The 21,828-nt window shown below is 46.0% G+C and carries 19 protein-coding genes and 1 tRNA gene; 17 read left to right on the plus strand and 3 right to left on the minus strand.

Features of this window, described 5'->3' with window-relative positions; all coding sequences use genetic code 11:
- The first annotated feature begins 14 nt into the window (after window positions 1-14).
- The 4 genes from FC96_RS06590 to uvrA all read left to right on the plus strand — a co-directional run bounded on the left by FC96_RS06590 (window position 15) and on the right by uvrA (window position 6,164).
- Window positions 15-671, plus strand: a complete 657-nt coding sequence (locus FC96_RS06590) for an HD domain-containing protein (RefSeq protein ID WP_054660619.1) — start codon at window positions 15-17, stop codon at window positions 669-671.
- Window positions 655-1,188 carry a GNAT family protein gene (locus FC96_RS06595; RefSeq protein WP_056942447.1) on the plus strand — a complete coding sequence of 178 codons (534 nt, stop codon included), beginning with the start codon at window positions 655-657 and terminating at the stop codon, window positions 1,186-1,188. Before FC96_RS06590 ends, FC96_RS06595 begins: the two co-directional genes overlap by 17 nt.
- 95 nt (window positions 1,189-1,283) lie before the next feature.
- Window positions 1,284-3,290 carry an excinuclease ABC subunit UvrB gene (gene uvrB, locus FC96_RS06600; protein WP_056942448.1) on the plus strand — a complete coding sequence of 669 codons (2,007 nt, stop codon included), beginning with the start codon at window positions 1,284-1,286 and terminating at the stop codon, window positions 3,288-3,290.
- 18 nt (window positions 3,291-3,308) lie between these two features.
- Complete coding sequence (gene uvrA, locus FC96_RS06605) at window positions 3,309-6,164, plus strand: excinuclease ABC subunit UvrA (protein ID WP_056942449.1); 2,856 nt, start codon at window positions 3,309-3,311, stop codon at window positions 6,162-6,164.
- A gap of 79 nt (window positions 6,165-6,243) precedes the next feature.
- On the opposite strand, the gene FC96_RS06610 is transcribed toward uvrA, so the two are convergent.
- Window positions 6,244-7,269 (minus strand): YeiH family protein, encoded by a 1,026-nt coding sequence (locus FC96_RS06610; RefSeq protein WP_056942450.1) that lies wholly within the window; start codon window positions 7,267-7,269, stop codon window positions 6,244-6,246.
- A gap of 135 nt (window positions 7,270-7,404) precedes the next feature.
- Here FC96_RS06610 and FC96_RS06615 point away from each other — a divergent pair, with 135 nt between their 5' ends.
- The 5 genes from FC96_RS06615 (at window position 7,405) to whiA (ending at window position 11,796) form a co-directional block, all read left to right on the plus strand.
- Window positions 7,405-8,229 carry a LysR family transcriptional regulator gene (locus tag FC96_RS06615; RefSeq protein ID WP_056942451.1) on the plus strand — a complete coding sequence of 275 codons (825 nt, stop codon included), beginning with the start codon at window positions 7,405-7,407 and terminating at the stop codon, window positions 8,227-8,229.
- Between the two features lie 71 nt (window positions 8,230-8,300).
- Window positions 8,301-8,837, plus strand: a complete 537-nt coding sequence (locus FC96_RS06620) for an HdeD family acid-resistance protein (protein WP_054660629.1) — start codon at window positions 8,301-8,303, stop codon at window positions 8,835-8,837.
- A 117-nt stretch (window positions 8,838-8,954) separates the two neighbouring features.
- Window positions 8,955-9,842 carry an RNase adapter RapZ gene (gene rapZ, locus FC96_RS06625; protein WP_056942452.1) on the plus strand — a complete coding sequence of 296 codons (888 nt, stop codon included), beginning with the start codon at window positions 8,955-8,957 and terminating at the stop codon, window positions 9,840-9,842.
- Window positions 9,839-10,846, plus strand: a complete 1,008-nt coding sequence (locus FC96_RS06630) for a gluconeogenesis factor YvcK family protein (RefSeq protein WP_054660631.1) — start codon at window positions 9,839-9,841, stop codon at window positions 10,844-10,846. The genes rapZ and FC96_RS06630 overlap by 4 nt, the downstream gene beginning before the upstream one ends.
- 11 nt (window positions 10,847-10,857) lie before the next feature.
- Entirely contained in the window at window positions 10,858-11,796 is a 939-nt protein-coding gene (whiA, locus tag FC96_RS06635; RefSeq protein WP_056942453.1) for a DNA-binding protein WhiA, read from the plus strand.
- Window positions 11,797-11,833: 37 nt separating this feature from the next.
- Here whiA and clpP read toward each other — a convergent pair whose 3' ends face one another.
- The gene (gene clpP / locus FC96_RS06640) at window positions 11,834-12,427 is read right to left on the minus strand and encodes an ATP-dependent Clp endopeptidase proteolytic subunit ClpP (RefSeq protein ID WP_054660633.1); all 594 of its coding nucleotides are present in this window, start codon (window positions 12,425-12,427) and stop codon (window positions 11,834-11,836) included.
- Between the two features lie 254 nt (window positions 12,428-12,681).
- Here clpP and FC96_RS06645 point away from each other — a divergent pair, with 254 nt between their 5' ends.
- Both FC96_RS06645 and FC96_RS06650 read left to right on the plus strand, forming a co-directional pair.
- The gene (locus FC96_RS06645) at window positions 12,682-13,164 is read left to right on the plus strand and encodes a hypothetical protein (protein ID WP_056942454.1); all 483 of its coding nucleotides are present in this window, start codon (window positions 12,682-12,684) and stop codon (window positions 13,162-13,164) included.
- 206 nt (window positions 13,165-13,370) lie between these two features.
- Complete coding sequence (locus FC96_RS06650) at window positions 13,371-14,255, plus strand: serine hydrolase (RefSeq protein ID WP_054660637.1); 885 nt, start codon at window positions 13,371-13,373, stop codon at window positions 14,253-14,255.
- 147 nt (window positions 14,256-14,402) lie between these two features.
- Here FC96_RS06650 and FC96_RS06655 read toward each other — a convergent pair.
- Window positions 14,403-14,474, minus strand: a tRNA-Arg gene (locus FC96_RS06655).
- Between the two features lie 290 nt (window positions 14,475-14,764).
- Between FC96_RS06655 and FC96_RS06660 the strand changes: the two genes are divergently transcribed.
- From FC96_RS06660 to FC96_RS13000, 6 genes are all read left to right on the plus strand, one after another.
- On the plus strand, window positions 14,765-15,772 hold the full coding sequence (locus tag FC96_RS06660) for a sugar-binding transcriptional regulator (RefSeq protein WP_235804734.1): 1,008 nt from the start codon (window positions 14,765-14,767) through the stop codon (window positions 15,770-15,772).
- 63 nt (window positions 15,773-15,835) lie between these two features.
- Window positions 15,836-16,846 carry a type I glyceraldehyde-3-phosphate dehydrogenase gene (gene gap / locus FC96_RS06665; RefSeq protein ID WP_056942456.1) on the plus strand — a complete coding sequence of 337 codons (1,011 nt, stop codon included), beginning with the start codon at window positions 15,836-15,838 and terminating at the stop codon, window positions 16,844-16,846.
- Between the two features lie 157 nt (window positions 16,847-17,003).
- On the plus strand, window positions 17,004-18,206 hold the full coding sequence (locus FC96_RS06670; protein ID WP_056942457.1) for a phosphoglycerate kinase: 1,203 nt from the start codon (window positions 17,004-17,006) through the stop codon (window positions 18,204-18,206).
- Between the two features lie 144 nt (window positions 18,207-18,350).
- On the plus strand, window positions 18,351-19,109 hold the full coding sequence (gene tpiA, locus FC96_RS06675; RefSeq protein ID WP_056942458.1) for a triose-phosphate isomerase: 759 nt from the start codon (window positions 18,351-18,353) through the stop codon (window positions 19,107-19,109).
- 88 nt (window positions 19,110-19,197) lie between these two features.
- The gene (gene eno / locus FC96_RS06680) at window positions 19,198-20,517 is read left to right on the plus strand and encodes a phosphopyruvate hydratase (RefSeq protein WP_054660645.1); all 1,320 of its coding nucleotides are present in this window, start codon (window positions 19,198-19,200) and stop codon (window positions 20,515-20,517) included.
- A 144-nt stretch (window positions 20,518-20,661) separates the two neighbouring features.
- A complete protein-coding gene (locus FC96_RS13000) occupies window positions 20,662-21,798 on the plus strand; it encodes an LPXTG cell wall anchor domain-containing protein (RefSeq protein ID WP_056942459.1) in 1,137 nt (378 codons plus the stop codon).
- The last annotated feature ends 30 nt before the right edge of the window (window positions 21,799-21,828 follow it).

The raw sequence follows: 21,828 nt of genomic DNA on the forward strand, positions 1-21,828 counted from the left end.
TGGAGGCAGATCAGATGGGTATGCATCAGTATTTTCAGAGTTTAAGTGACCTAGAGACCATTCATCGCGCACCAGGCTACTTTAAGTTTTCCGAGCATTCCGTAGCGGCGCATTCGTTTAAGGTCACTCAAATTGCTCAGTTTTTAGGCGACGTGGAGGCCCAATCCGGGCAGTCAGTTGACTGGCAACGCTTGTACGAAAAAGCGTTGAATCACGATTACACGGAGCGGTTTATTGGCGATATTAAAACGCCGGTGAAGTACGCCACACCGGAACTGCGAACGATGCTAGCAAGCGTAGAGGCTTCGCTCACGGAAAACTTCATTCAAAATGAAATTCCAACCGAATTTCAATCAGCCTATCGGCGGCGCTTATCCGAACCGAAAGATGAAACGTTGGAGGGGCAAATTTTGTCGGTGGCGGATAAAATCGACCTATTATATGAATCCTTTGGTGAGATTGAAAAGGGAAATCCAGAGGGGGTCTACGTTGATATTTACCGGGAAAGTTTACAAACAATATCGGCGTTTCGTCAAATGGCCAGTGTCCAGTACTTTCTAAAGCAAATCCTACCGGAACTATTGGCTGAAAAATTCACAGGTCAGGACCATCTTCGCGATATTACCCAAACAATTATTGGACAGGAGCATTTAAATGGGGCAAACAATTGAAACAGTGATTGAAAAAAGGATCCAAAAAACGGTTCGGCCGTTAACGCATCAAGATGACGACGCGCTTTACAGCTTACAAAGGGCCAATCAAGATTTCTACGACTTGTTCTTAGACCATCACCTAACAAAACGCGAGGCCGTCAATGATTTGGACGAAAAACCAATGAATTCAGCGGCTGGTCAAAAGCACTATCTAGGTATTTTTGACGGTGAAACGTTAGTAGCTACCCTTGACTTGGTGGTCGATTATCCATTACCCCAAGTGGCATGGATTGGTCAATTTATGTGGCGCCCCCAAACCGTGTCAAGTACGACGGCCAAACGCTGGCTGGCGGCGGTCCTTGAAACGCTCCGCGAACTAGAAACGGTACAAGTCCAACTACTCGTCTTAGACCGTGATGTCAAAGCGCAAAAATTCTGGCCAGCACTGGGGTTTAGTGCTGTGCAAAAGACCCAAACAATGGTGATGGAGCAGCCGATTTCGGCGACAATTTACCAGTTGAATATGCTCAGGTAGCACAGTGGCGAAAATATGTTCGGTGTGTTAGAATGATTAAGCTTTATGGGAAGACATCGGCTTCCCATTTTTTGAGTGAACGAGGAGGGGTTAACGTGATTGAACGTAAAGAAAATCAAACGTTTGATTTGGTGTCAAAGTACCAGCCAACTGGTGATCAACCAAAGGCAATTGAGCAATTAACGGCGGGTGTCGAAGCTGGCAAAAAGGCTCAAATTTTATTGGGGGCGACTGGTACTGGCAAGACCTTTACCATCTCAAATGTGATCAAAAACGTTAATAAGCCAACGCTTGTGCTCTCACATAATAAAACGCTGGTGGGTCAGTTATATGGTGAATTCAAAGAATTCTTCCCGAACAATGCGGTGGAATACTTTGTGAGTTACTATGATTACTACCAACCAGAAGCCTACGTGCCATCCAGTGATACGTACATCGAAAAAGACTCGTCAATCAATGACGAAATCGATAAGCTGCGTCACTCGGCAACAAGTTCATTATTGGAACGAAACGACGTGATTGTTGTGGCCTCTGTGTCGTCAATTTTTGGGTTAGGGGATCCAACCGAGTATCGGAACCACGTTGTTTCGTTACGTGTTGGCCAAGAGATCGAGCGAAACGATCTCATGCGAAAACTAGTGGATATTCAGTTTGAGCGAAATGACATCGACTTTCAACGTGGCCGTTTTAGAGTTCACGGTGATGTTGTGGAAATTTTCCCGGCTTCGCGGGACGAACGGGCATTACGGGTAGAATTTTTTGGGGACGAAATCGACCGGATTCGGGAGGTTGATGCGCTGACCGGAGAAATTATCGGTGATCGGGATCACGTGGCTATTTTCCCGGCAACCCACTTTATGACAAATGACGATATTATGGCTCACGCGATTGATGGGATTCAGGCTGAATTAGCGACCCAGTTGAAGTATTTTGAGGGCGAAGGTAAATTATTGGAGGCCCAGCGCTTAAAGCAACGGACGGAATATGATATTGAAATGCTTAAGGAAATGGGCTACACCAACGGTATTGAAAACTATTCCCGCTTCATGGATGGCCGTCAGCCGGGAGAACCACCTTACACGTTACTGGATTTCTTCCCGAAAGATTTCTTATTAGTGGTGGATGAATCTCACGTGACGATGCCACAGGTGCGCGGTATGTATAACGGTGACCGGTCGCGAAAGCAGCAGTTGGTGGATTACGGGTTCCGGTTGCCAAGTGCCCTTGATAATCGACCACTTCAATTACCAGAGTTTGAAAAGCATGTGAATCAGGTGATTTACATGTCAGCGACGCCCGGAGACTATGAATTGGCCCAGACTAAAGACGTTGTTGAACAAATTATTCGGCCAACGGGGCTGTTGGACCCAACTGTTGAAGTCCGCCCAATCATGGGACAGATGGACGATTTAGTTGGTGAAATCAATAAGCGGATTGATGCGGATGAACGGGTCTTCGTGACGACATTAACCAAAAAAATGGCGGAAGACTTAACGGATTATTTGAAAGATCTCGGTATCAAAGTGGCCTATTTGCATAGTGATATCAAGACCCTTGAACGAACGGAAATTTTGCGCGACGTCCGGTTAGGCAAATACGATGTCCTCGTTGGCATCAACCTATTACGGGAAGGAATTGATATTCCCGAAGTGTCACTAGTTGCTATTTTGGATGCTGACAAAGAGGGATTTTTGCGGAATGAACGGTCATTGATCCAAACAATGGGACGGGCTGCCCGAAACGAACATGGCTCGGTTATTATGTATGCGGACACCATTACGGACTCGATGCAACGTGCGATGGACGAAACGGCTCGGCGGCGTGAGATTCAAGAAGCTTATAACAAAGAGCATGGCATCACACCCAAGACCATTATTAAGCCGATCCGGGATCTGATCAGTGTGACAAAGGCCAGCGCTGATTCCGGTGAAAAAGACGACTTCGTTGAAAGCGACTTTGAAGCTATGTCGAAGGCTGATCAAAAGCAAATGATTGATCGGCTTGAAAATGAAATGAGAGCAGCGGCTAAGGACTTAGATTTCGAACACGCCGCAACGTTGCGTGACACCGTCTTAGAATTAAAAGCAGAAATGGATTCATAGGAATAGGGGGAGCATTTTTTGATAAACGACAAAATTGTCATTCACGGCGCACGGGCCCATAATTTAAAGGACATTGACGTGACGATTCCCAAAAATAAAATGGTGGTTGTCACCGGTCTGTCGGGGTCTGGAAAGAGTTCGCTGGCGTTTGACACACTGTATGCAGAAGGTCAGCGCCGATACGTTCAAAGTTTATCGGCGTACGCTCGCCAGTTTTTGGGGCAGATGGATAAACCTGATGTGGACAGTATCGAGGGTCTTTCACCCGCAATTTCAATTGACCAAAAAACGACCTCAAAAAACCCCCGTTCAACTGTGGGGACGGTCACGGAAATCAACGATTATCTTCGGTTACTTTGGGCCCGCGTGGGCACGCCAATTTGTCCTAACGATGGGACGGTCATTACGAGTCAATCCGTTGAACAGATGGTCGATCAGGTCTTGGCATTACCAGAAAAGACTCGTTTACAAATTCTGTCGCCGATTGTCCGGGAAAAAAAGGGTCAACATAAAAAGGTATTCGAAAAAATCAAGCGTGAAGGGTTCGTTCGGGTCCGCATTGATGGGGAGACCCACGATGTTGAAGAAGAGCTGGACCTTAATAAGAATCAGATGCATTCAATTGATATCGTGGTTGACCGAATAGTTGTCAAAGACGGTATTCGCTCACGATTATTTGACTCGTTTGAAGCTGCTTTACGCTTGAGTGGCGGCTACGCAGTTGCCGACGTCATTGGTGACGAACCGATGCTGTTTTCAGAACATTATGCCTGTCCGGTCTGCGGGTTCACAGTGGGGGAGCTTGAACCCCGGCTATTCTCATTTAACGCGCCGTTTGGTGCTTGTCCGGATTGTGATGGGCTTGGGATGAAAATGGAAGTGGATCCCGATCTGGTGGTACCAGATGATAGTAAAACGCTGAGGGAAGGGGCTTTGGCTCCTTGGAATCCTAGCAGCTCGAAGTATTATCCCGAAATGCTTGCCCAAGCCTGTCAACAAGCTGGGGTGGACATGGACGTCCCATTCAAAGAACTCAGTCAAAAGGACCAGGATTTTGTGCTATACGGGTCGCCAAAGGTCCTTCACTTTGAGTTAGACAGTGATTTTGGTGGCGTGCGTGAAACTGATCGGCCGTTTGAAGGAGTTATCAATAACGTTGATCGCCGCTTTCATAATGGTTCTGACTTTACCCAAGGCCAGATGCAGCAATATTTTCGGGAGCTGACTTGCCAGACGTGTCACGGGTATCGGCTAAATCGAAAAGCCTTAGCGGTTAAAATTGGCGGTCAGCACATTGGGGAAGTATCAGACTTAGCGATTGGCAAAGAAGTGCCTTTCTTTGATCAATTGACGTTCAGTGAGCAGGATGAAGCGATTGCCAAGCCGATTTTGAAGGAAATTCATGACCGCCTCACGTTCCTGGAAAACGTCGGTCTAGACTACCTAACGTTAAGTCGGGCTGCCCGGACATTATCGGGTGGGGAAGCCCAACGAATTCGATTGGCTACCCAGATTGGCTCAAACCTGTCTGGCGTCCTTTATATTTTAGATGAACCATCCATTGGACTTCATCAACGAGATAATGACCGGTTGATTGATTCGCTTAAAAAAATGCGGGATCTAGGTAATACGTTAATCATCGTTGAACATGACGAAGACACTATGCGGGCAGCGGATTATCTGGTTGATATTGGCCCTGGTGCCGGCGAAAAGGGTGGCCACGTGATGGCGGCCGGCACGCCTGCTCAGGTCGAAAAAGTGAAGAAATCATTGACCGGCCAGTATTTAGCCGGAAAAAAATTCGTCGAAGTCCCACTAGAACGACGTAGCGGTACCGGTAAAAAGATTCGCATCACCGGAGCAGCTGAAAACAACCTAAAAGAGATCACCGTCGATTTTCCGCTAGGTGAATTTGTGGTGGTCACTGGTGTGTCAGGGTCTGGCAAGTCAACCTTAGTGAACACTATTTTGAAGCGCGTTCTTGCACAAAAATTGAATCATAATTCTGAAAAGCCAGGCCGGTATAAGTCGGTTAGTGGCATTAAGAATATTGAAAAGATTATTGATATCGATCAAAGTCCAATTGGTCGGACGCCACGGAGTAACCCAGCAACGTACACGGGTGTTTTCGGGGATATTCGGACGCTGTTTGCTCAGACAAGTGAGGCTAAGCTACGGGGTTATCAAGCCGGGCGGTTTAGTTTTAACGTCAAGGGCGGCCGTTGTGAGGCGTGTCATGGTGATGGTATTTTAAAGATCGAAATGAACTTTTTACCAGATGTTTATGTCCCTTGTGAAGTCTGTCATGGCTCAAGATACAATTCCGAAACGTTAGAAGTCGAGTACAAAGGTAAAAATATTGCTAACATTTTGGACATGACAGTTGATCAGGCGCTAGCCTTCTTCAGTGCCATTCCAAAGATCACGCGAAAGCTGCAAACCATTCATGACGTTGGACTAGGTTATGTGACGCTTGGCCAGTCGGCAACCACTCTTTCTGGTGGGGAAGCCCAACGGATGAAGTTGGCGTCAGAGCTTCAAAAAAAGGCCAATGGTCAAAACTTTTACATTCTTGATGAACCGACGACCGGATTGCACGTTGACGATATTAATCGGTTATTAGGTGTTTTACACCGATTGGTGGATAACGGCAATACAGTTTTGATTATTGAACATAACTTAGACGTTATTAAAACGGCCGATTATTTGATTGATCTCGGTCCAGAAGGTGGCGATGGTGGTGGTCAAGTTGTCGCAACCGGCACGCCAGAAGAATTGGCCCAAGTGACAGAGAGCTATACGGGACAGTACCTTAAGCCGGTTTTGGAACGGGACACAATCCGAACGAGACAAGAGCACAGCGAAAAAAAGTAATCAATGCATCATGGGATCAGTAATAACACCTGAAAACGGCCGTCCGCTATAGTTTAGCGGACGACCGTTTTTGTTAGATTTAGAGTAAAAATTTAATTAGCAAAAGGGCGCAAACAACTTGAACAATCATGAGCCCGCCCCCATAGAGGGCCAATTTCTTGCCTGCTTTGATGAAGGCCGCGAAGTTAAGGCGTAGTCCAATGGCCGCTAGTGCGGTCACTTCGCACCAATTACTGAGCAGGTGTGCGAGGTTAACGACAACGGGTGGGAAGGTGAACCAAGAATTCCAGATACAGAGAATGAAAAAGCCGATAACGTACCAAGGTAAGGCGCGTTTCAAATTGCTAGTCCAGCTGATTGGTGTCACTTCAGTTGCCCCTGTGGCGCTGAGTTGTTGCTGGTGCCGTTGGTGAAGTTGGCTGAAGACTAAGACCACGACAATCAACATAATGATTCGTAAAATCTTAAAGAGGGTCGCATAGGTGGTAGTCGCTTGATTAACCATTGTTGCACTGGCAATGACTTGGCCAACAGATTGAACGGTTCCACCAATTAACGCCCCGCGCAGTAAATTGTTAGCACCAAACGCCGCGTAACCAATTAAGGGTAACGTTAGCATTAAAATGGTCCCCATTAGATTAACGAGGGTGATTGACAGGCGCTTATCCTCGTCCTTGGCTTCGATGGCAGGAGTGATTGCAGCAATTGCTGAGGACCCACAAACGGCATTACCACCAGCCATCAACAGGGTCATCCCTTCTGAAAAATGGAGCCGTTTGCCAATCCAAATGGCACAAAGAATAGTAACCGCCATTTGAATCAGAATGAAGCCCAAACCACTAATTTTTAGGGCCATAATTGTTTGGAAAGTAATGGTTGCTCCTAACAGGGTGACCGAGTATTCAAGCAATCGTTTTTCGGCCCAAGCGGTACCACTGTACCACAACGGCTGACGTACTACGGTATTCCCTAGCAACATCCCGATTAGAAGGGCGACTGTTGGGGCCCCAATTCCTTTAATAACCGAAGCATTAATCCATTGGCTAATAATTGCGATAACAAGACTGATTCCAATCCCTGGTAGGACGGCACGTTCTGGTCGCATAATGACACTCCTTAATGAATAAAAATTTAGGTGATAAGTGTAGTATAGGCAACTTGTTGCAATTAATAAAATATTTAATTATAATACCTTTCATTAATAATATTAATGAAAACGGAACGAAGGAAGCGACTTATAGTGGATAAATTAATCGCAACATTTTTAGTGGTTTACGAGACCCGAAATTTTTCGGTCGCGGCAAGGCAGCTATTTATTTCTCAGCCCAGCGTATCAGTGCAAATTAACCAGTTAGAGAGCCGGCTGGGAGTCACGTTGTTTAACCGAAATGGCCGGCGACAAATAGAACCCACCCAGGCTGCAAAACGCCTCTATGAGGCTAGTCAACCCCTCACGGCCCAGTGGAAATCGCTGGTAAATGATCTCCAACAGTTGGATCAGCATCCAACCTGGCAGGTAGCACTAGGGTTTTCACAAACGGCTTCGGTGGAATTATTGCCACAGGTCATGCCGAGTTTACTGAAGCTAGGCAACTTCGAGCTCAGTTTGCACACGATGAACTCTGAAGCAATCCTCCAAGGGGTGTTGAATCAGTCGCTTGTGTATGGGGTCATTGAAAAGCCAATGGTGGTCGATGGCTTGGTTCAAACGACGTTACCTGGTGATCAGCTAGTTCTAGCGGGAGACTTGGAGGCCCCACTGTGGCTGGTTCGTGAACCGGGCTCCGGCGTGCGGCATTATACCGAAGCCTACTTTAGGGAGATGAAAATTCACCCGGAAAAAACGCTCACAGTGGATAGTAATCAGACCATTGTTGGGCTTTTGAAAGCGGGGGTTGGGAAAACCATTATTGCGGAGAGTTTGGTTCCTGCCGAGCTGCCTGTTGCCCCTTTAGGTGCCGCCTTTAAACGGCATTTTTACCTAGTTGGACGTAGTGACCAATCAAATCCACAATTTCGGGCACTGTGGGAAATGATTGAAACGGCCGCTGTGAAAAGAAGTTAGTTGGCTTGTGTAATCTGGTTAAGATGGGTATGATGAGGGTGGATTTATAATTTAATGATTGAGGTGAGGGCATGTTTAGTATGCGTCCACAATGGGGGTTTGATTGGCACGAATTCATCACGGGGGTACTGTTTTTAGTTGCCGCCTATGTTGTGTTATTCAAACCGGGTGTGAGCTTGGTGGCACTGGCTGTGATATTTGGTTTTATCGCCATCGTGAGTGGGTTAACCACGATTTCAGGCTACACAAAATTGCGTGACTTAGTTGGGAATGCCGCAGTTATTGCACTTGTGATTGCCATTTTAGATATTCTGGTGGGCTTATTATTTTTATTTAGTCCAGGTATCGGCGTTGTCACGATTGGTTATCTATTTGCGTTTTGGTTCATCATGGATTCAATTGAACGCTTATTGGTGGCTGGCCACTTACGCGAATTTGGCCGGGGTTACTACTGGGTCTCGGTGATTTTAGATATCGTCACCCTATTAGTCGGGGTGATGTTATTGATCAACCCAGTCGTGGCGGTTATTTCACTGACTTACTTAATTGCTATTTATCTGGTTATCTTCGGAATTAACGCTATTTTATTAGCTTTTGCTAGACGATAAGGACGACAAAGTCGCGGATAACCGCGGCTTTTTTTGTTGAAACGCCAGGCTGTTTGTGGAAATGAAACGCCAGGTATGCTAGACTGGTACATTAGTGACAATGAGAGGAAGTAGCTTATGGCAAATAGTGTCCAATTAGTGATTATTTCTGGCATGAGTGGCGCGGGGAAGACGGTTGCAATGCAGGCGTTTGAGGACCTCGGTTACTTTTGCATCGATAACATGCCACCTTCGTTAATGACCAAGTTCTGGGAGTTAGTGCAAGAATCTGGCAAAATTAAAAAAGTGGCCGTTGTGATTGATTTGAGGTCTAAAGGGTTTTATGACGAGATTCGGCAAATGACTTCGGAACTATCGGCCTTAAATCAGGAAGACCAAGCTCAGATTGTCTTTTTAGACGCAGATGACGAGGAATTGGTCTCGCGTTATAAGGAAACCCGACGCTCGCATCCGCTTGCTCGAAACGGTCGAATTGTCGACGGTATCCAAGATGAACGGTCGTTATTGGCCCCGGTAAAGCGGGCAGCTCGGTTGGTGATCAACACAACCACGATGTCGCCGCGCAGCTTAAGAGAAGAAATTTTCCGGCATTTTGAATCAGGCGACGCACAATCCTTCCATATTGAAATGATGTCCTTTGGGTTCAAGTACGGATTACCAATTGATGCCGATATCGTGATGGATGTTCGGTTCCTACCAAATCCATACTATATTCCAGAACTCAAAAAGCTGACGGGTCTGGATCAAGCGGTTAGTGATTACGTGATGTCACAGCCTGAAACCACTAAATTTTATGATCAATTTTTGGGATTGCTGGAGTCAATTATGCCTGGCTATAAGCGGGAGGGGAAAACCAACCTGACCATTGCCATTGGCTGTACCGGCGGCCAACACCGCTCTGTTGCGCTTGTTGAGCGAATTGGTAATGCGCTAGGGGATACGTATCCCGTTCATATTACCCACCGCGATATTGAGCGGAGAAAGGAAACGGTGAATCGTTCATGACAACTGAATCACAACACCGACGGCCGAAGATTGTCGTGATGGGTGGTGGTACCGGGTTGCCCGTTATTTTACGGAACCTGAAGGGCCACGACGTCGACATCACGGCGGTGGTCACGGTAGCTGATGACGGCGGCTCATCGGGAATTATTCGTGACTATGTCAACGTGGTGCCACCTGGTGATATTCGAAACGTCGTTGTGTCACTGTCACAATTACCACCCATTGAGTTGGAGCTTTTTCAGTACCGGTTCAATAGTTCCGATCAATTTTTGGCGGGACATGCCATCGGCAATTTAATTATCGCTGCATTATCCGAAATGAAACACGGCATATTCGGAGCCGTCCAAGAGTTATCTGAGATTATGCGAGTTGACGGTCACATTTATCCGGCAGCCAACGAACCACTAACCCTCAATGCGGAGTTCTCGGATGGCACCGTTCTGAAGGGTGAATCCGAGATTACGGCCGCCCATAAACTGGTTAAGCACGTGTGGGTAACGGATAGTAATGATGAAAACAAAAAGCCAGCGGCCGTTGATAAAGTGATCAACGCCATTATGGATGCTGATCAAATTGTTTTGGGCCCTGGGTCCTTATTTACGAGTATTTTGCCGAATTTGATGATTGAAAACGTGGCCAACGCCCTGCGAACGACGCAGGCTGAAATTATTTATATTTGCAACATCATGACGCAAAAAGGCGAAACAGAACAGTTTACAGATGCTGATCACGTTCGGGTCCTGAACGACCATTTACAACAAAACGTGATTAATACGGTGCTCGTCAACACCCAAAAAGTACCAGATGAATACATTGATTATCAACGATGGAACGAGATGTCGACTCAGGTTAAGCATGATTTCAAAGGCTTACGAGATCAGCATTGTCGAGTCATTTCGGCCGATTTCTTGGAACTCCGGGATAACGGTGCCTTTCATAATGGTCAGTTGGTGGTTGATGAATTAATGAACTTACTCGGCCAATGTGGCACGCGGTATATGTAGGAGGGGTTAAAGTGTCGTTTGCCAGTGAAGTGAAAAAGGAATTAACAACGTTAACGGTTCACAGGGAAAACGCGAAAGCAGAGCTCATTGCGTTGATTCGGATGAACGGGTCGTTGGGACTTTCTAACCATCATTTTATATTAAATATCCAAACGGAAAATCCCGCGATTGCCCGACGCATCTATCAATTACTGAAGCAGTTTTACGATGTGGATAGTGAATTATTGGTTCGTCGGAAGATGAAATTAAAAAAGAACAACTTGTACATTGTTCGGTTGACCGCAGGCTCGGAGAAAGTATTATCCGACTTGGGGATTTTCAAGGATGGTCAACTGATTGAAGTGGCACCCGACCAATTGTTACAAAGTGACGCGCAAGTGAGATCATACCTCCGTGGTGCCTTTTTAGCAGGGGGATCAGTGAACAATCCAGAAACGTCCCGCTACCACCTAGAGATTTATTCGGTTTACGAAGATCATAACCAAATGATTGCGGATATGATTAACAAATATGAACTGAACGCCCGGACGACTAATCGCCGGGGTGGTTTCATTACGTATCTCAAGGAAGGCGAGCGAATCGCCGATTTTCTGTCCTTAGTCGGGGCGACAAATGCGATGCTCAAGTTCGAAGATGTGCGAATCATGCGCGATATGCGGAACTCAGTTAACCGGTTGGTCAACTGCGAAAATGCCAACATGGATAAGGTAGCTTCGGCATCAAGTAAGCAGATTGAAAACATTGAGTACATTCAATCCACCGTGGGACTGGGTCAGTTACCCCCAAAGCTGCGAGAAGTTGCAGAAGCCCGCTTAGCGAATCGAGAAGTGAGTCTAAAAGAACTTGGTGATTTAATCGCCAGTGGGCCAATTTCCAAATCGGGAATTAATCATCGACTCCGAAAAATCAGTGAGTTTGCGGCTGAATTACGAGGTGCAACTGCTGTATAGCACAAAAAAAGCATGCCAAGCAAGGCATGCTTTTTTACTATTTACGATCTTTGCTGCTGGTCATAATGCCATCAATCAAGCCGTAGTCAACCGCGTCTTGAGCTGACAAGTAGTTGTCACGCTCAGTATCTTGGTTAATGCGTTCGATTGGTTGACCTGAGTTGTCAGCCAATAATTGGTTGATCAGTTCACGGGTCTTCAAAATTTCGCGAGCAGCGATTTCGATTTCAGTTTGTTGACCTTGAGCACCACCTGAAGGTTGGTGAATCATGATCTGGGAGTGTGGCAAAGCAAACCGCTTGCCCTTGGCACCGGAAGAAGCCAAAACGCTGGCCATTGATGCCGCCATCCCCATAGTGATAGTTTGAACATCAGCTGAAATAAAGTTCATCGTATCGTAGATGGCTAACCCGGAAGACACAACGCCACCTGGCGAGTTGATGTACAGGTAAATGTCCTTTGTAGAATCTTGCGCGTCCAAGAATAATAGTTGGGCGATAATGGCGTTGGCCATATCGTCTTCAATTGGACCGGAAAGCATGATGATTCTGTCCTTTAAAAGTCGTGAGTAGATATCGTAAGCACGTTCGCCACGAGACGACTGTTCGATAACTGTTGGGACTAAGTTCATAAGCTTTGCAGCCTCCTTTAATTCGTCTGTATTTGGTTAGCATTTACTAACTGAATTGTAGTTTACCTCAAAGGTCAAAATAGGTCAAACCAAACGTCTTAATTTTTGATAAATGATTTACAAGTTGGCAAGTATTACATTATTTTTACTATGGTGGTAATCATGACGTGTATATATGATATAAAGATAAGATTTTGCTTGAATCGTTTGTTGCCTTTTGCTAGAATCAACAAAATTAAGGAGGAAATTATTTTATGAAAAGAAACATATTAAAGAAAGTTAGTTTGAGTTTGGGGCTAATCTTTGCTGTCGCTGGGTTTGTGACGACTGTTACGATTTCGTCAGCTAGTGCAAAAAATGAGATACCTACTAACTCAAGAAACACTTGGTATCATAAAACTAAAACCGGCAAACAATCGAAGCTAGTTATTGGTGAGCATAGTGTGCGAGGTAAGCGGGTTGACATAGTAAGAAACATTAAGATCAAAATTAAAGGTACCCATATCAAGAAACAACCAGTAATAATTACCGGGCTGTACACTGATAAAAGGCTCTATAAAGTTATCCTGGTTCCGACTAAAATGAAAATTGCAGGCAAGTATCGCCACGTTCTGCTGGAATTAGCCCAATGGACGAAGGTAGATCAACCGTTTGTTTGGTTAGTCTGGACGCCGTACAAATCGAGTGCGTCATTGTTCGGTAAAAAGATTACGGTCTATGGTTCCTTTGGATTTTAGCCGATTCATTTAAGGGGGCAATTGCTTGAAATCAAATCAAATTGTTAAATTTAGGAATTGGCTAGAAGGCAATCTGAATGATGAACCATTCTGAAATTGTCCTTTCTCTGATTTGTTGAGGCTAACGGTTTTTGAATTAGAAAAGGATACGCATTGGTCATGAAAAGTGACCTCATTTAAAATAAAAAAGTAACGGAGGAAGAAATATGACGAAACGCAACGCTCTCCTTCTGGGCAGCATTATGGTATCGATTCTTTTAACTCTGATTACTGTCGCATTTATGTTAGAGATGTCAGGAACAATTGTCTCAGCAAAGAACTGGACCAATGATCAACCTACGTCAATTTCTCAGAAGTCAACAAAGGCAATAATTAAATCAAACCTGCTGGCTAAATATCGAAAGATTGCCGCAAATTATCCCGGTCATCCAGTTTCAATTGCAGTGTATTCGAAAGAGTATGGCATGACGGTAAAGTACAACAATAACCGACACACGGCTTACAAAGCGGCCAGTATTATTAAGACGGCCTTTTTAGCGAAAGTGCTCCATGATCATCAAGCAAAGAGGACTAAGCTAACGAAAACACAACGCGCTGAAGCTGCAGGCGCAATGATTCATAGCAATAATGAGGATGCAACAGCATTATATGCTGTTGCTGGTGGCCGTACGGGTATGAACAAGGCTTTCTCGCATCTCAGAATGGCGCATACTGCCGACCGTGGCTATGGCTGGGCATTTACCCGCACGACAGCGTTCGACCAGCTCAAGTTATTGGATCAAATTTTCTATTCTACTTGCTATTTAAACCGCGCCTCAAAATCTTATATGCAAGGCTTGATGAATCACGTCGCAAAAGATCAAAACTGGGGCGTTTCGGCGGGGTCAAATCACTTTCAATTGAAGAATGGTTGGCGGCTTAGAGGTGGCCGTTGGATGGTCAATTCTATTGGTCACATTGGTAAGGGCAAGCGGAGTTGTACGATTGCAGTTCTGACTGACCGGCATACAGACCTTAAACGGGGGATTAAGTATGTTGAGCAGTTTGCTTCGGCTACTGGGAATACATTGAAATTGAAGAATCTTCGATAGAATAGTTTAATCTAGCCGAATCGGGCTACAATAAGCAGAAAGTAAAAAAGGGACATCCATGTCCGCACTCCCTGACCGGGGTCGCAGACCTAGATGCACCTTATTTTTGACTCAAAAAAAGGCCAAGGATTACCTTGACCGTTAAGATGCGCCCGGAGGGAATCGAACCCCCATTTCAAGAACCGGAATCTTACGTGCGATCCATTACACTACGGGCGCAAACATCGGTTTGTCTCAAAACCACTAAATTACTATAACTGAATTTGGATAAAAATACAAGGTTAAAGCCAAAAATTCTCTGAGTTTTATTTCTGCCATGAGGACTTCGTAAGAATTTACCGGAGCATTTGCAAACTTTTGGGGACGCTGTTATAATTTTTGTTGTGGGTGATAGGTAAGCCCCGTGTTTTTTTGGTCCTGGTGGGTCGAAAATTGTTGGGCTGGGTCATTTTATGTCCCAACAGGTATAAGAGAGAGTGGGAAGCACAATGAACCAGGAGTGGAAATGGGTGAACGCGGTTGTTCCCAAGATGACCCAAAAGCTAGTTAATCGCTACGCTTTATTGACGGCCGTTGACGTCATGCAACCGGTTGGTCGCCGCTCATTAGCTGCGAAGTTACAGGCCACTGAACGGGTGGTCCGCTCCGACCTTGAGGTTTTGGCTGAAAGTGGGTTGCTGGCTATGGCAACCAGTGGCGTGACGCTAACGAAAGCCGGGCAAGAGGCGGTCATCGAGTTACGGCCACTGCTGGAAACCCTCACAGGGGTCTCTAAAAAAGAACGGTTGCTTCAAGACAAGCTTGGTTTGGCCGGTTGCCACATTGTGCCGGGCGATTCCGATGACCAACCGGAAGTCAAGGCCTTGATGGGGCGTCTGACCAATCAGGTTCTCTTAGATGAGATGCCTCCGGGAGATAGCATTGTAGCCGTTATGGGCGGTACGACCATGGCAATCGTATCAGAAACGTTGACGGAGTCAGTGTCTGTTGACCGCCACTTAACCTTTGTGCCGGCCCGCGGTGGCATGGGTGAGTCGCCAGCTATCCAAGCCAATACGATAGCGGCTCGGATGGCTTTAGCGACCCACGGCGAGTCGCAGCCATTGTATTTACCAGAGTTAACGTCCAATGCGACGTATGATACGCTGCGTTATGAACCGATGATTGCTAACACATTAGCCACGATCGAACGGGCAAATGTTGTGATTCACTGTGTCGGCGATGCTGTCGCCATGGCAAAACGGCGGCAAATGCCAGCTGATGTTGTGGCTTCACTAGAAAAGCAGCACGTTGTCGGTGAAGCATTTGGCGATTTTTTTGACGCTAGTGGTCAAATCGTTTATCGCGTCCCAAAATTAGGACTATCCATTAGTGATCTAGATGCGATGGATTTGGTGGTTGCAGTAGCGGGTGGTCACACCAAAGCCGCTGCAATTGACGCTTATTTTAAAATCCCCCCTAAAGCCACTTATTTAATTACTGACGAAGGGGCGGCTGACATGATTTTAAAGAAGTGATATTATAATTGATGTCACTGTTTAAAATAATTTTTTTACTTCCTAAAGGAGGAAATCACAGTTATGACTGTAAAAATTGGTATTAATGGTTTCGGCCGAATTGGTCGTTTAGCATTCAAGCGGATTCACGAATTAAACTCAAGTGATATCGAAGTGGCAGCAATCAACGATTTGACTACCCCTTCAATGTTGGCATACTTATTGAAGTATGATTCAACTCACGGCCGTTTCCCTGGCGAAGTTTCAGCTACGGACAAGGGTATCGTGGTTGATGGTAAGGAGATTCCTGTATACGCTGAACCTAAGGCTCAAGACATTCCTTGGGTTAAGAACGACGGTGTTGACTTCGTTCTTGAATGTACTGGTTTTTACACTTCTGAAGAAAAGTCACAAGCTCACTTGGACGCCGGCGTAAAGCGTGTGTTGGTTTCAGCACCTGCTGGTAACGTTCGGACTGTCGTTCCCGGTGTTAACTTGGATACTTTGGAAGCAACCGACAAGATCGTTTCAGCTGGTTCATGTACCACTAACTGCTTGGCACCATTAGCTTACTTCTTAAACGAAGAATTTGGTGTTAAGGCCGGTACTATGACGACTGTTCACGCCTTCACTGCAACCCAACAAATTCTTGATGGGCCTCGCGGTAAGAAGATGCGTAACAACCGGACTGCAAGCATTAACACGATTCCTCACTCAACTGGTGCTGCTAAGGCTATCGGCTTAGTTATCCCAGAATTAAACGGTAAGTTACAAGGCCACGCACAACGGGTTGCCGTTGTTGATGGTTCTTTGACTGAATTAGTCACTGTTTTGGATAAGAAGGTTACTGCTGACGAAATTAACGCAGCAATCAAGAAGCACACTGAAGGTAACGATGCATTTGGTTACAACGATGACGAAATCGTTTCAACCGACATCATTGACGACCCTCATGGCTCAGTCTTTGACCCAACTCAAACTGAAGTAACCACTGCCGGTGACACCCAACTCGTTAAGACCGTTGCTTGGTACGACAACGAATGGGGCTTCACTTGCAACATGGTACGGACTTTATTGAAGTTCGCTACGCTTTAATTGAATCAATTGAACAATTAAAGGCGGGGGAGGGAGACTTCTCCCGTCTTTTTACTAGCGATGGCAAAATTGGGTGACTTTAGACTTTGATTTTCGCCGGAAATGCAGTATATTGTGAAATGAATCTTTAAATTGTATCAGTAGGAGGCATTCTGAATTGGCTAAATTAACTGTTTCAGATTTAGACTTACAAGGTAAAAAAGTCTTGATGCGGGTCGACTTTAACGTCCCAATTAAAGACGGTGTGATTGGCAATGACAACCGGGTGGTTGCTGCATTACCAACGATCAAATACGTCAGCGAACATGGTGGTAAAGCAATTTTGCTGTCCCACCTTGGTCGGATCAAGACGGAAGATGACAAGCCAGGCTTGTCAATGCGTCCAGTTGCTGAACGACTTTCGAACTTGTTGAACAAACCGGTCACCTTTGTGCCTGCAACTGAAGGGACCCAATTGGAAGAAGCCATCGATAAGATGCAAGACGGCGACGTTTTAGTTATGGAAAACACCCGTTACGAAGACGTTAAAGACGGCGAATACGTGAAGCGCGAATCTGGTAACGACCCAGAATTGGGTAAGTACTGGGCTTCATTAGGCGACGTTTTTGTTAACGATGCCTTTGGAACGGCTCACCGTTCACACGCTTCAAACGTTGGGATTGCCTCTAACATGAGCCAAACCGCTGCTGGTTTCTTGATGGAAAAGGAAATCAAGTTTATTGGTGGGGCTGTCTCAAACCCGGCTCACCCGTTTGTTGCCATTTTGGGTGGTGCTAAGGTTTCCGACAAAATCGGTGTTATCGATAACTTGTTGGACAAAGCTGACAAAGTCATTATTGGTGGTGGGATGACCTACACCTTCTATGCCGCTAAAGGGATGAAGATTGGGAACTCACTGGTTGAAGAAGATAAGATCGATTTAGCTAAGGAAATCATGGACAAGGCTGGCGACAAGTTGGTCTTACCAGTTGATTCCGTTGTTGCTGAAAAGTTCGACAATGATGCACCACACAAAGTTGTTGAAGGCGACATCCCTGATGGCTACATGGCCTTAGATATTGGACCAAAGTCAGTTGCTGAGTTTAAGGACGTTTTAAAGACGGCCAAATTAGTTGTTTGGAACGGCCCAATGGGCGTGTTTGAAATGAGTAATTACGCTGAAGGAACCCTTGAAATTGGGAAGTTCCTTGGCACGTTAAGCGATGCAACAACCATTGTTGGTGGTGGCGATTCAACGGCTGCCGTTCAACAATTAGGCGTTGCTGACAAGTTGACCCACATCTCTACTGGTGGTGGGGCGTCACTTGAATACTTGGAAGGTAAGACCTTACCAGGGATCGCTGCAATTAGCGACAAGTAATTTAAAAGGGCCTGTTGGCCCTTTTTTGCTAGTTTTAGAAATCTTTAAATGGTGTTTGCTGGCTAAAGCGCTGTCATTTGGGTAAAATGAATGCAATGAGGTTATTGAGAGTTGTGAAGTGGAATCAAAAAGGAGCGTTCGACTGTGCGAATACCATTAATTGCTGGTAATTGGAAAATGAACAAGAATCCAGCGGAAGCTGACGCCTTTATGACTGTCGTTGCTGATCAGGTTCCGGATCCAGACCAGGTAGAAACGGCAATTGCGGCCCCGGCGGTTGTTTTAACGACGATGGCTCAAAATAACGCCCCAGACCGGCTACGGCTGGCGGCGGAAAATTGCTACTATGAAGACGCTGGTGCCTATACCGGTGAAACAAGCCCTAAGACGCTGGCGGAGATGGGGATGCGGTACGTGATCGTTGGCCACTCTGAGCGGCGGTTGTACTTCAATGAAACGGATGATTTGATTAACCGAAAAGTTCATGCCGTCTTTCGCAATCAAATGACACCGATTGTCTGCTGTGACGAAACGATGGGCCGGCGTGAGTCAGGCGAAAAAATTCACTGGGTGGTGAGTCAGGTCACCGGGGCCTTGAAGGGGGTCTCAGAACAGCAGGCTCGCCAACTGGTCATTGCTTATGAACCAAGCTGGGCAATTGGTAGCGGCACGTCAGCCTCTGCGGATCAGGCCGAAGAAGGTTGTTATCTGATTCGTCAAACCGTGGCCGATTTGTATGGTGATCCGGTGGCTGACGACATGCGTGTGTTATATGGCGGCAGTGTCAAGCCGGACAACATTGCAGAGCTAATGACGAAGCGAGATATTGATGGTGTCTTAGCTGGCGGTGCGAGTTTGGACGCAGAAACGTTTTTACAACTCACGCATTACCAAAATAACTGAAATAGTAATTGCAAGTTCAAGAGCAAACTAATAAAATAGACAAGGGATGTCTTCCCGCTAGGTCAAACTTTCATAAGGAGAGAATAAAATGTCAATTATTTCTGATATTTACGCACGCGAAGTCTTAGACTCACGTGGTAACCCAACTGTTGAAGTTGAAGTATACACTGAAGCAGGTGCCGTTGGACGCGGAATCGTGCCTTCCGGTGCTTCTACCGGTGAACACGAAGCCGTTGAACTCCGGGATGGTGACAAGAGCCGTTTTGGTGGCAAAGGTGTTACCAAGGCTGTTGATAACGTCAACAACTTAATCGCCAAGGAAATTGTTGGTTACGATGTTACGGATCAAATCGCTGTCGACAAGGCTATGATCGAATTAGACGGTACACCAAACAAGGGTAAGTTGGGTGCCAATGCGATTTTGGGTGTTTCTTTAGCTGTTGCTCGCGCTGCAGCTGACGAACTTGAAGTACCGCTTTACAACTACTTGGGCGGCTTCAATGGCCACGTTCTCCCAACTCCAATGATGAACGTTATCAACGGTGGGAAACACGCTAACAACAAGGTTGATTTCCAAGAATTTATGATTATGCCAGTTGGTGCGCCTTCTGTTAAAGAAGCTATCCGGATGGGTGCTGAAACTTTCCACGCCTTGAAGAGCATCTTAAACGACCGCGGTTACTCAACTGCCGTTGGTGATGAAGGTGGGTTTGCACCTGACCTCAAGAACAACGAAGAACCATTTGAAATCTTGGTTGAAGCCATCGAAAAAGCCGGCTACAAGCCAGGTCAAGACGTTGCAATCGCCTTTGACTGTGCTGCTTCTGAATTCTACAACACCGAAACTAAGACATACGACTTGGTTGGTGACGGCAAGTCATACAACGCCGACGAATTCGTTTCATTGCTTGAAAGCATCGTCGACAAGTACCCAATCGTTTCAATCGAAGACCCATTGGATGAAAACGAATGGGAAGACTGGCAAATGGCCACTTCACGTTTGGGCAAAAAAGTTCAAATCGTTGGGGATGACTTATTTGTTACCAACACCGACTACCTTTCAAAGGGTATCAAGATGGGTGTTGCCAACTCAATCTTAATCAAGCTTAACCAAATTGGAACTTTGACTGAAACGGTCAACGCCGTTGAAATGGCCAAAGAAGCTGGTTACACGGCCGTTATCTCTCACCGTTCTGGTGAAACTGAAGATACGACTATTGCCGACTTGGTTGTCGCATTGAACGCTGGTCAAATCAAGACTGGTTCAATGAGCCGTGGCGAACGGATTGCCAAGTACAACCAGTTGATGCGGATCGAAGACCAACTCGGTTCAGTTTCTGCATACAATGGAATCAAGTCATTCTACAACTTGTCGGATCAAGCTCAAGACGCTATCCGTAACAAGTAATTTAAAGGTATTGCCTTCGTGGTAACCCAAATAAAACACCGATTAGCCAACAGGTTAGTCGGTGTTTTTTTTGTGCCGTTATTTCGTTGATTTGACGCTGGGGTTCGTAGTTAGATTTATATTCTAAAAAGCGAGGTTACGATTATGACCCACAAGGGCTTATTTCTTGTTTCACTAGGCGCAACACTGATACTGGGAAGCGTCCCTGTTCACGCGAAAGAGGCGGCTGACAGCCAGATACGGGTGAGCGTAGCACCGAAAAGCGACAGAACTACCGATTACCATGCGGTTTCTTTTGCTGCCTGGCACGTCTCTGGTAAGCCAACATCAAGTGATGATGAGGGGCAAGTTTACCACTTTTCAACCCAAATCATTTTCCCTGACGCTGGACCGGCTACTCCCGTGAGTACCGAAAATATCAAGTTAAGTCAGGGGGAAATGGTGACCTTTTCCACCGACCCAACGCAGTTTGAAATTCGAAGTGCTCAAACCATTTTTTCGGTGCCAGGCACTGAATCCTCGGTGATGATGGCCATCACGCCACTGAAGTTTGAAACGACGATTCAGTGCCAGGGCCAAGCGGATTTGCCAGGATCTTTTAAGACAAAGTTGGTTGGTAATTTCGATGAAGTGATGGCCGGGTATCAAAAGTTTGTCAGTGATTTGAAGGTGGCCGGATTCGAAGTTGACGCCATCCAAGCGAAACGTGGCAGTAAAGCTACTCGCGGAATCAGTGACCTAACATTGAATTTGAAGAAGTTGCCTCATGAAGAAAAACCTGTGCCAGAGGAGAAACCGAAACCAGAGGAGAAGCCCAAGCCAGAGGAAAAACCCAAGCCAGAGGAAAAACCGAAACCGGAGGAGAAGCCCAAGCCGGAGGAGAAACCCAAGCCAGAGGAGAAACCGAAGTTAGAGATAAAGCCAAGTCCGGATGGGAACTCAACGACAAATCGTCAGCCGGTTACGGCCGACGCTGAGACGTCAATTTTAGGTCAAGGTCGGGACAAGTCACAGGCGACGGCGCCATCTCGTGTAGGGCCGCACGACTTGGTTGAAAAAGGGCAGTCATCAGCTCGTGGGAAGGCAATAAAGCGGGAGGTAGATTATGAGTCAACCGAAAATGAGGCTGATGATAATCCGACTGAGGACCAAAAGCGAACTGTCAAAACTGGTAACCAGAAGATATTACCTCAAACGGATGAGACCAATTCTACGTATTTTGTCATGGTTGGGTTAACCGGGCTGATTTTGAGCTTATTTCGCATTTTTAAGCACTCGTAGTCCAGCGGCCTATGCTAAACTGGTAAATAG

This window comes from Secundilactobacillus kimchicus JCM 15530 (assembly GCF_001433995.1).
Classification (GTDB): Bacteria; Bacillota; Bacilli; order Lactobacillales; family Lactobacillaceae; genus Secundilactobacillus; species Secundilactobacillus kimchicus.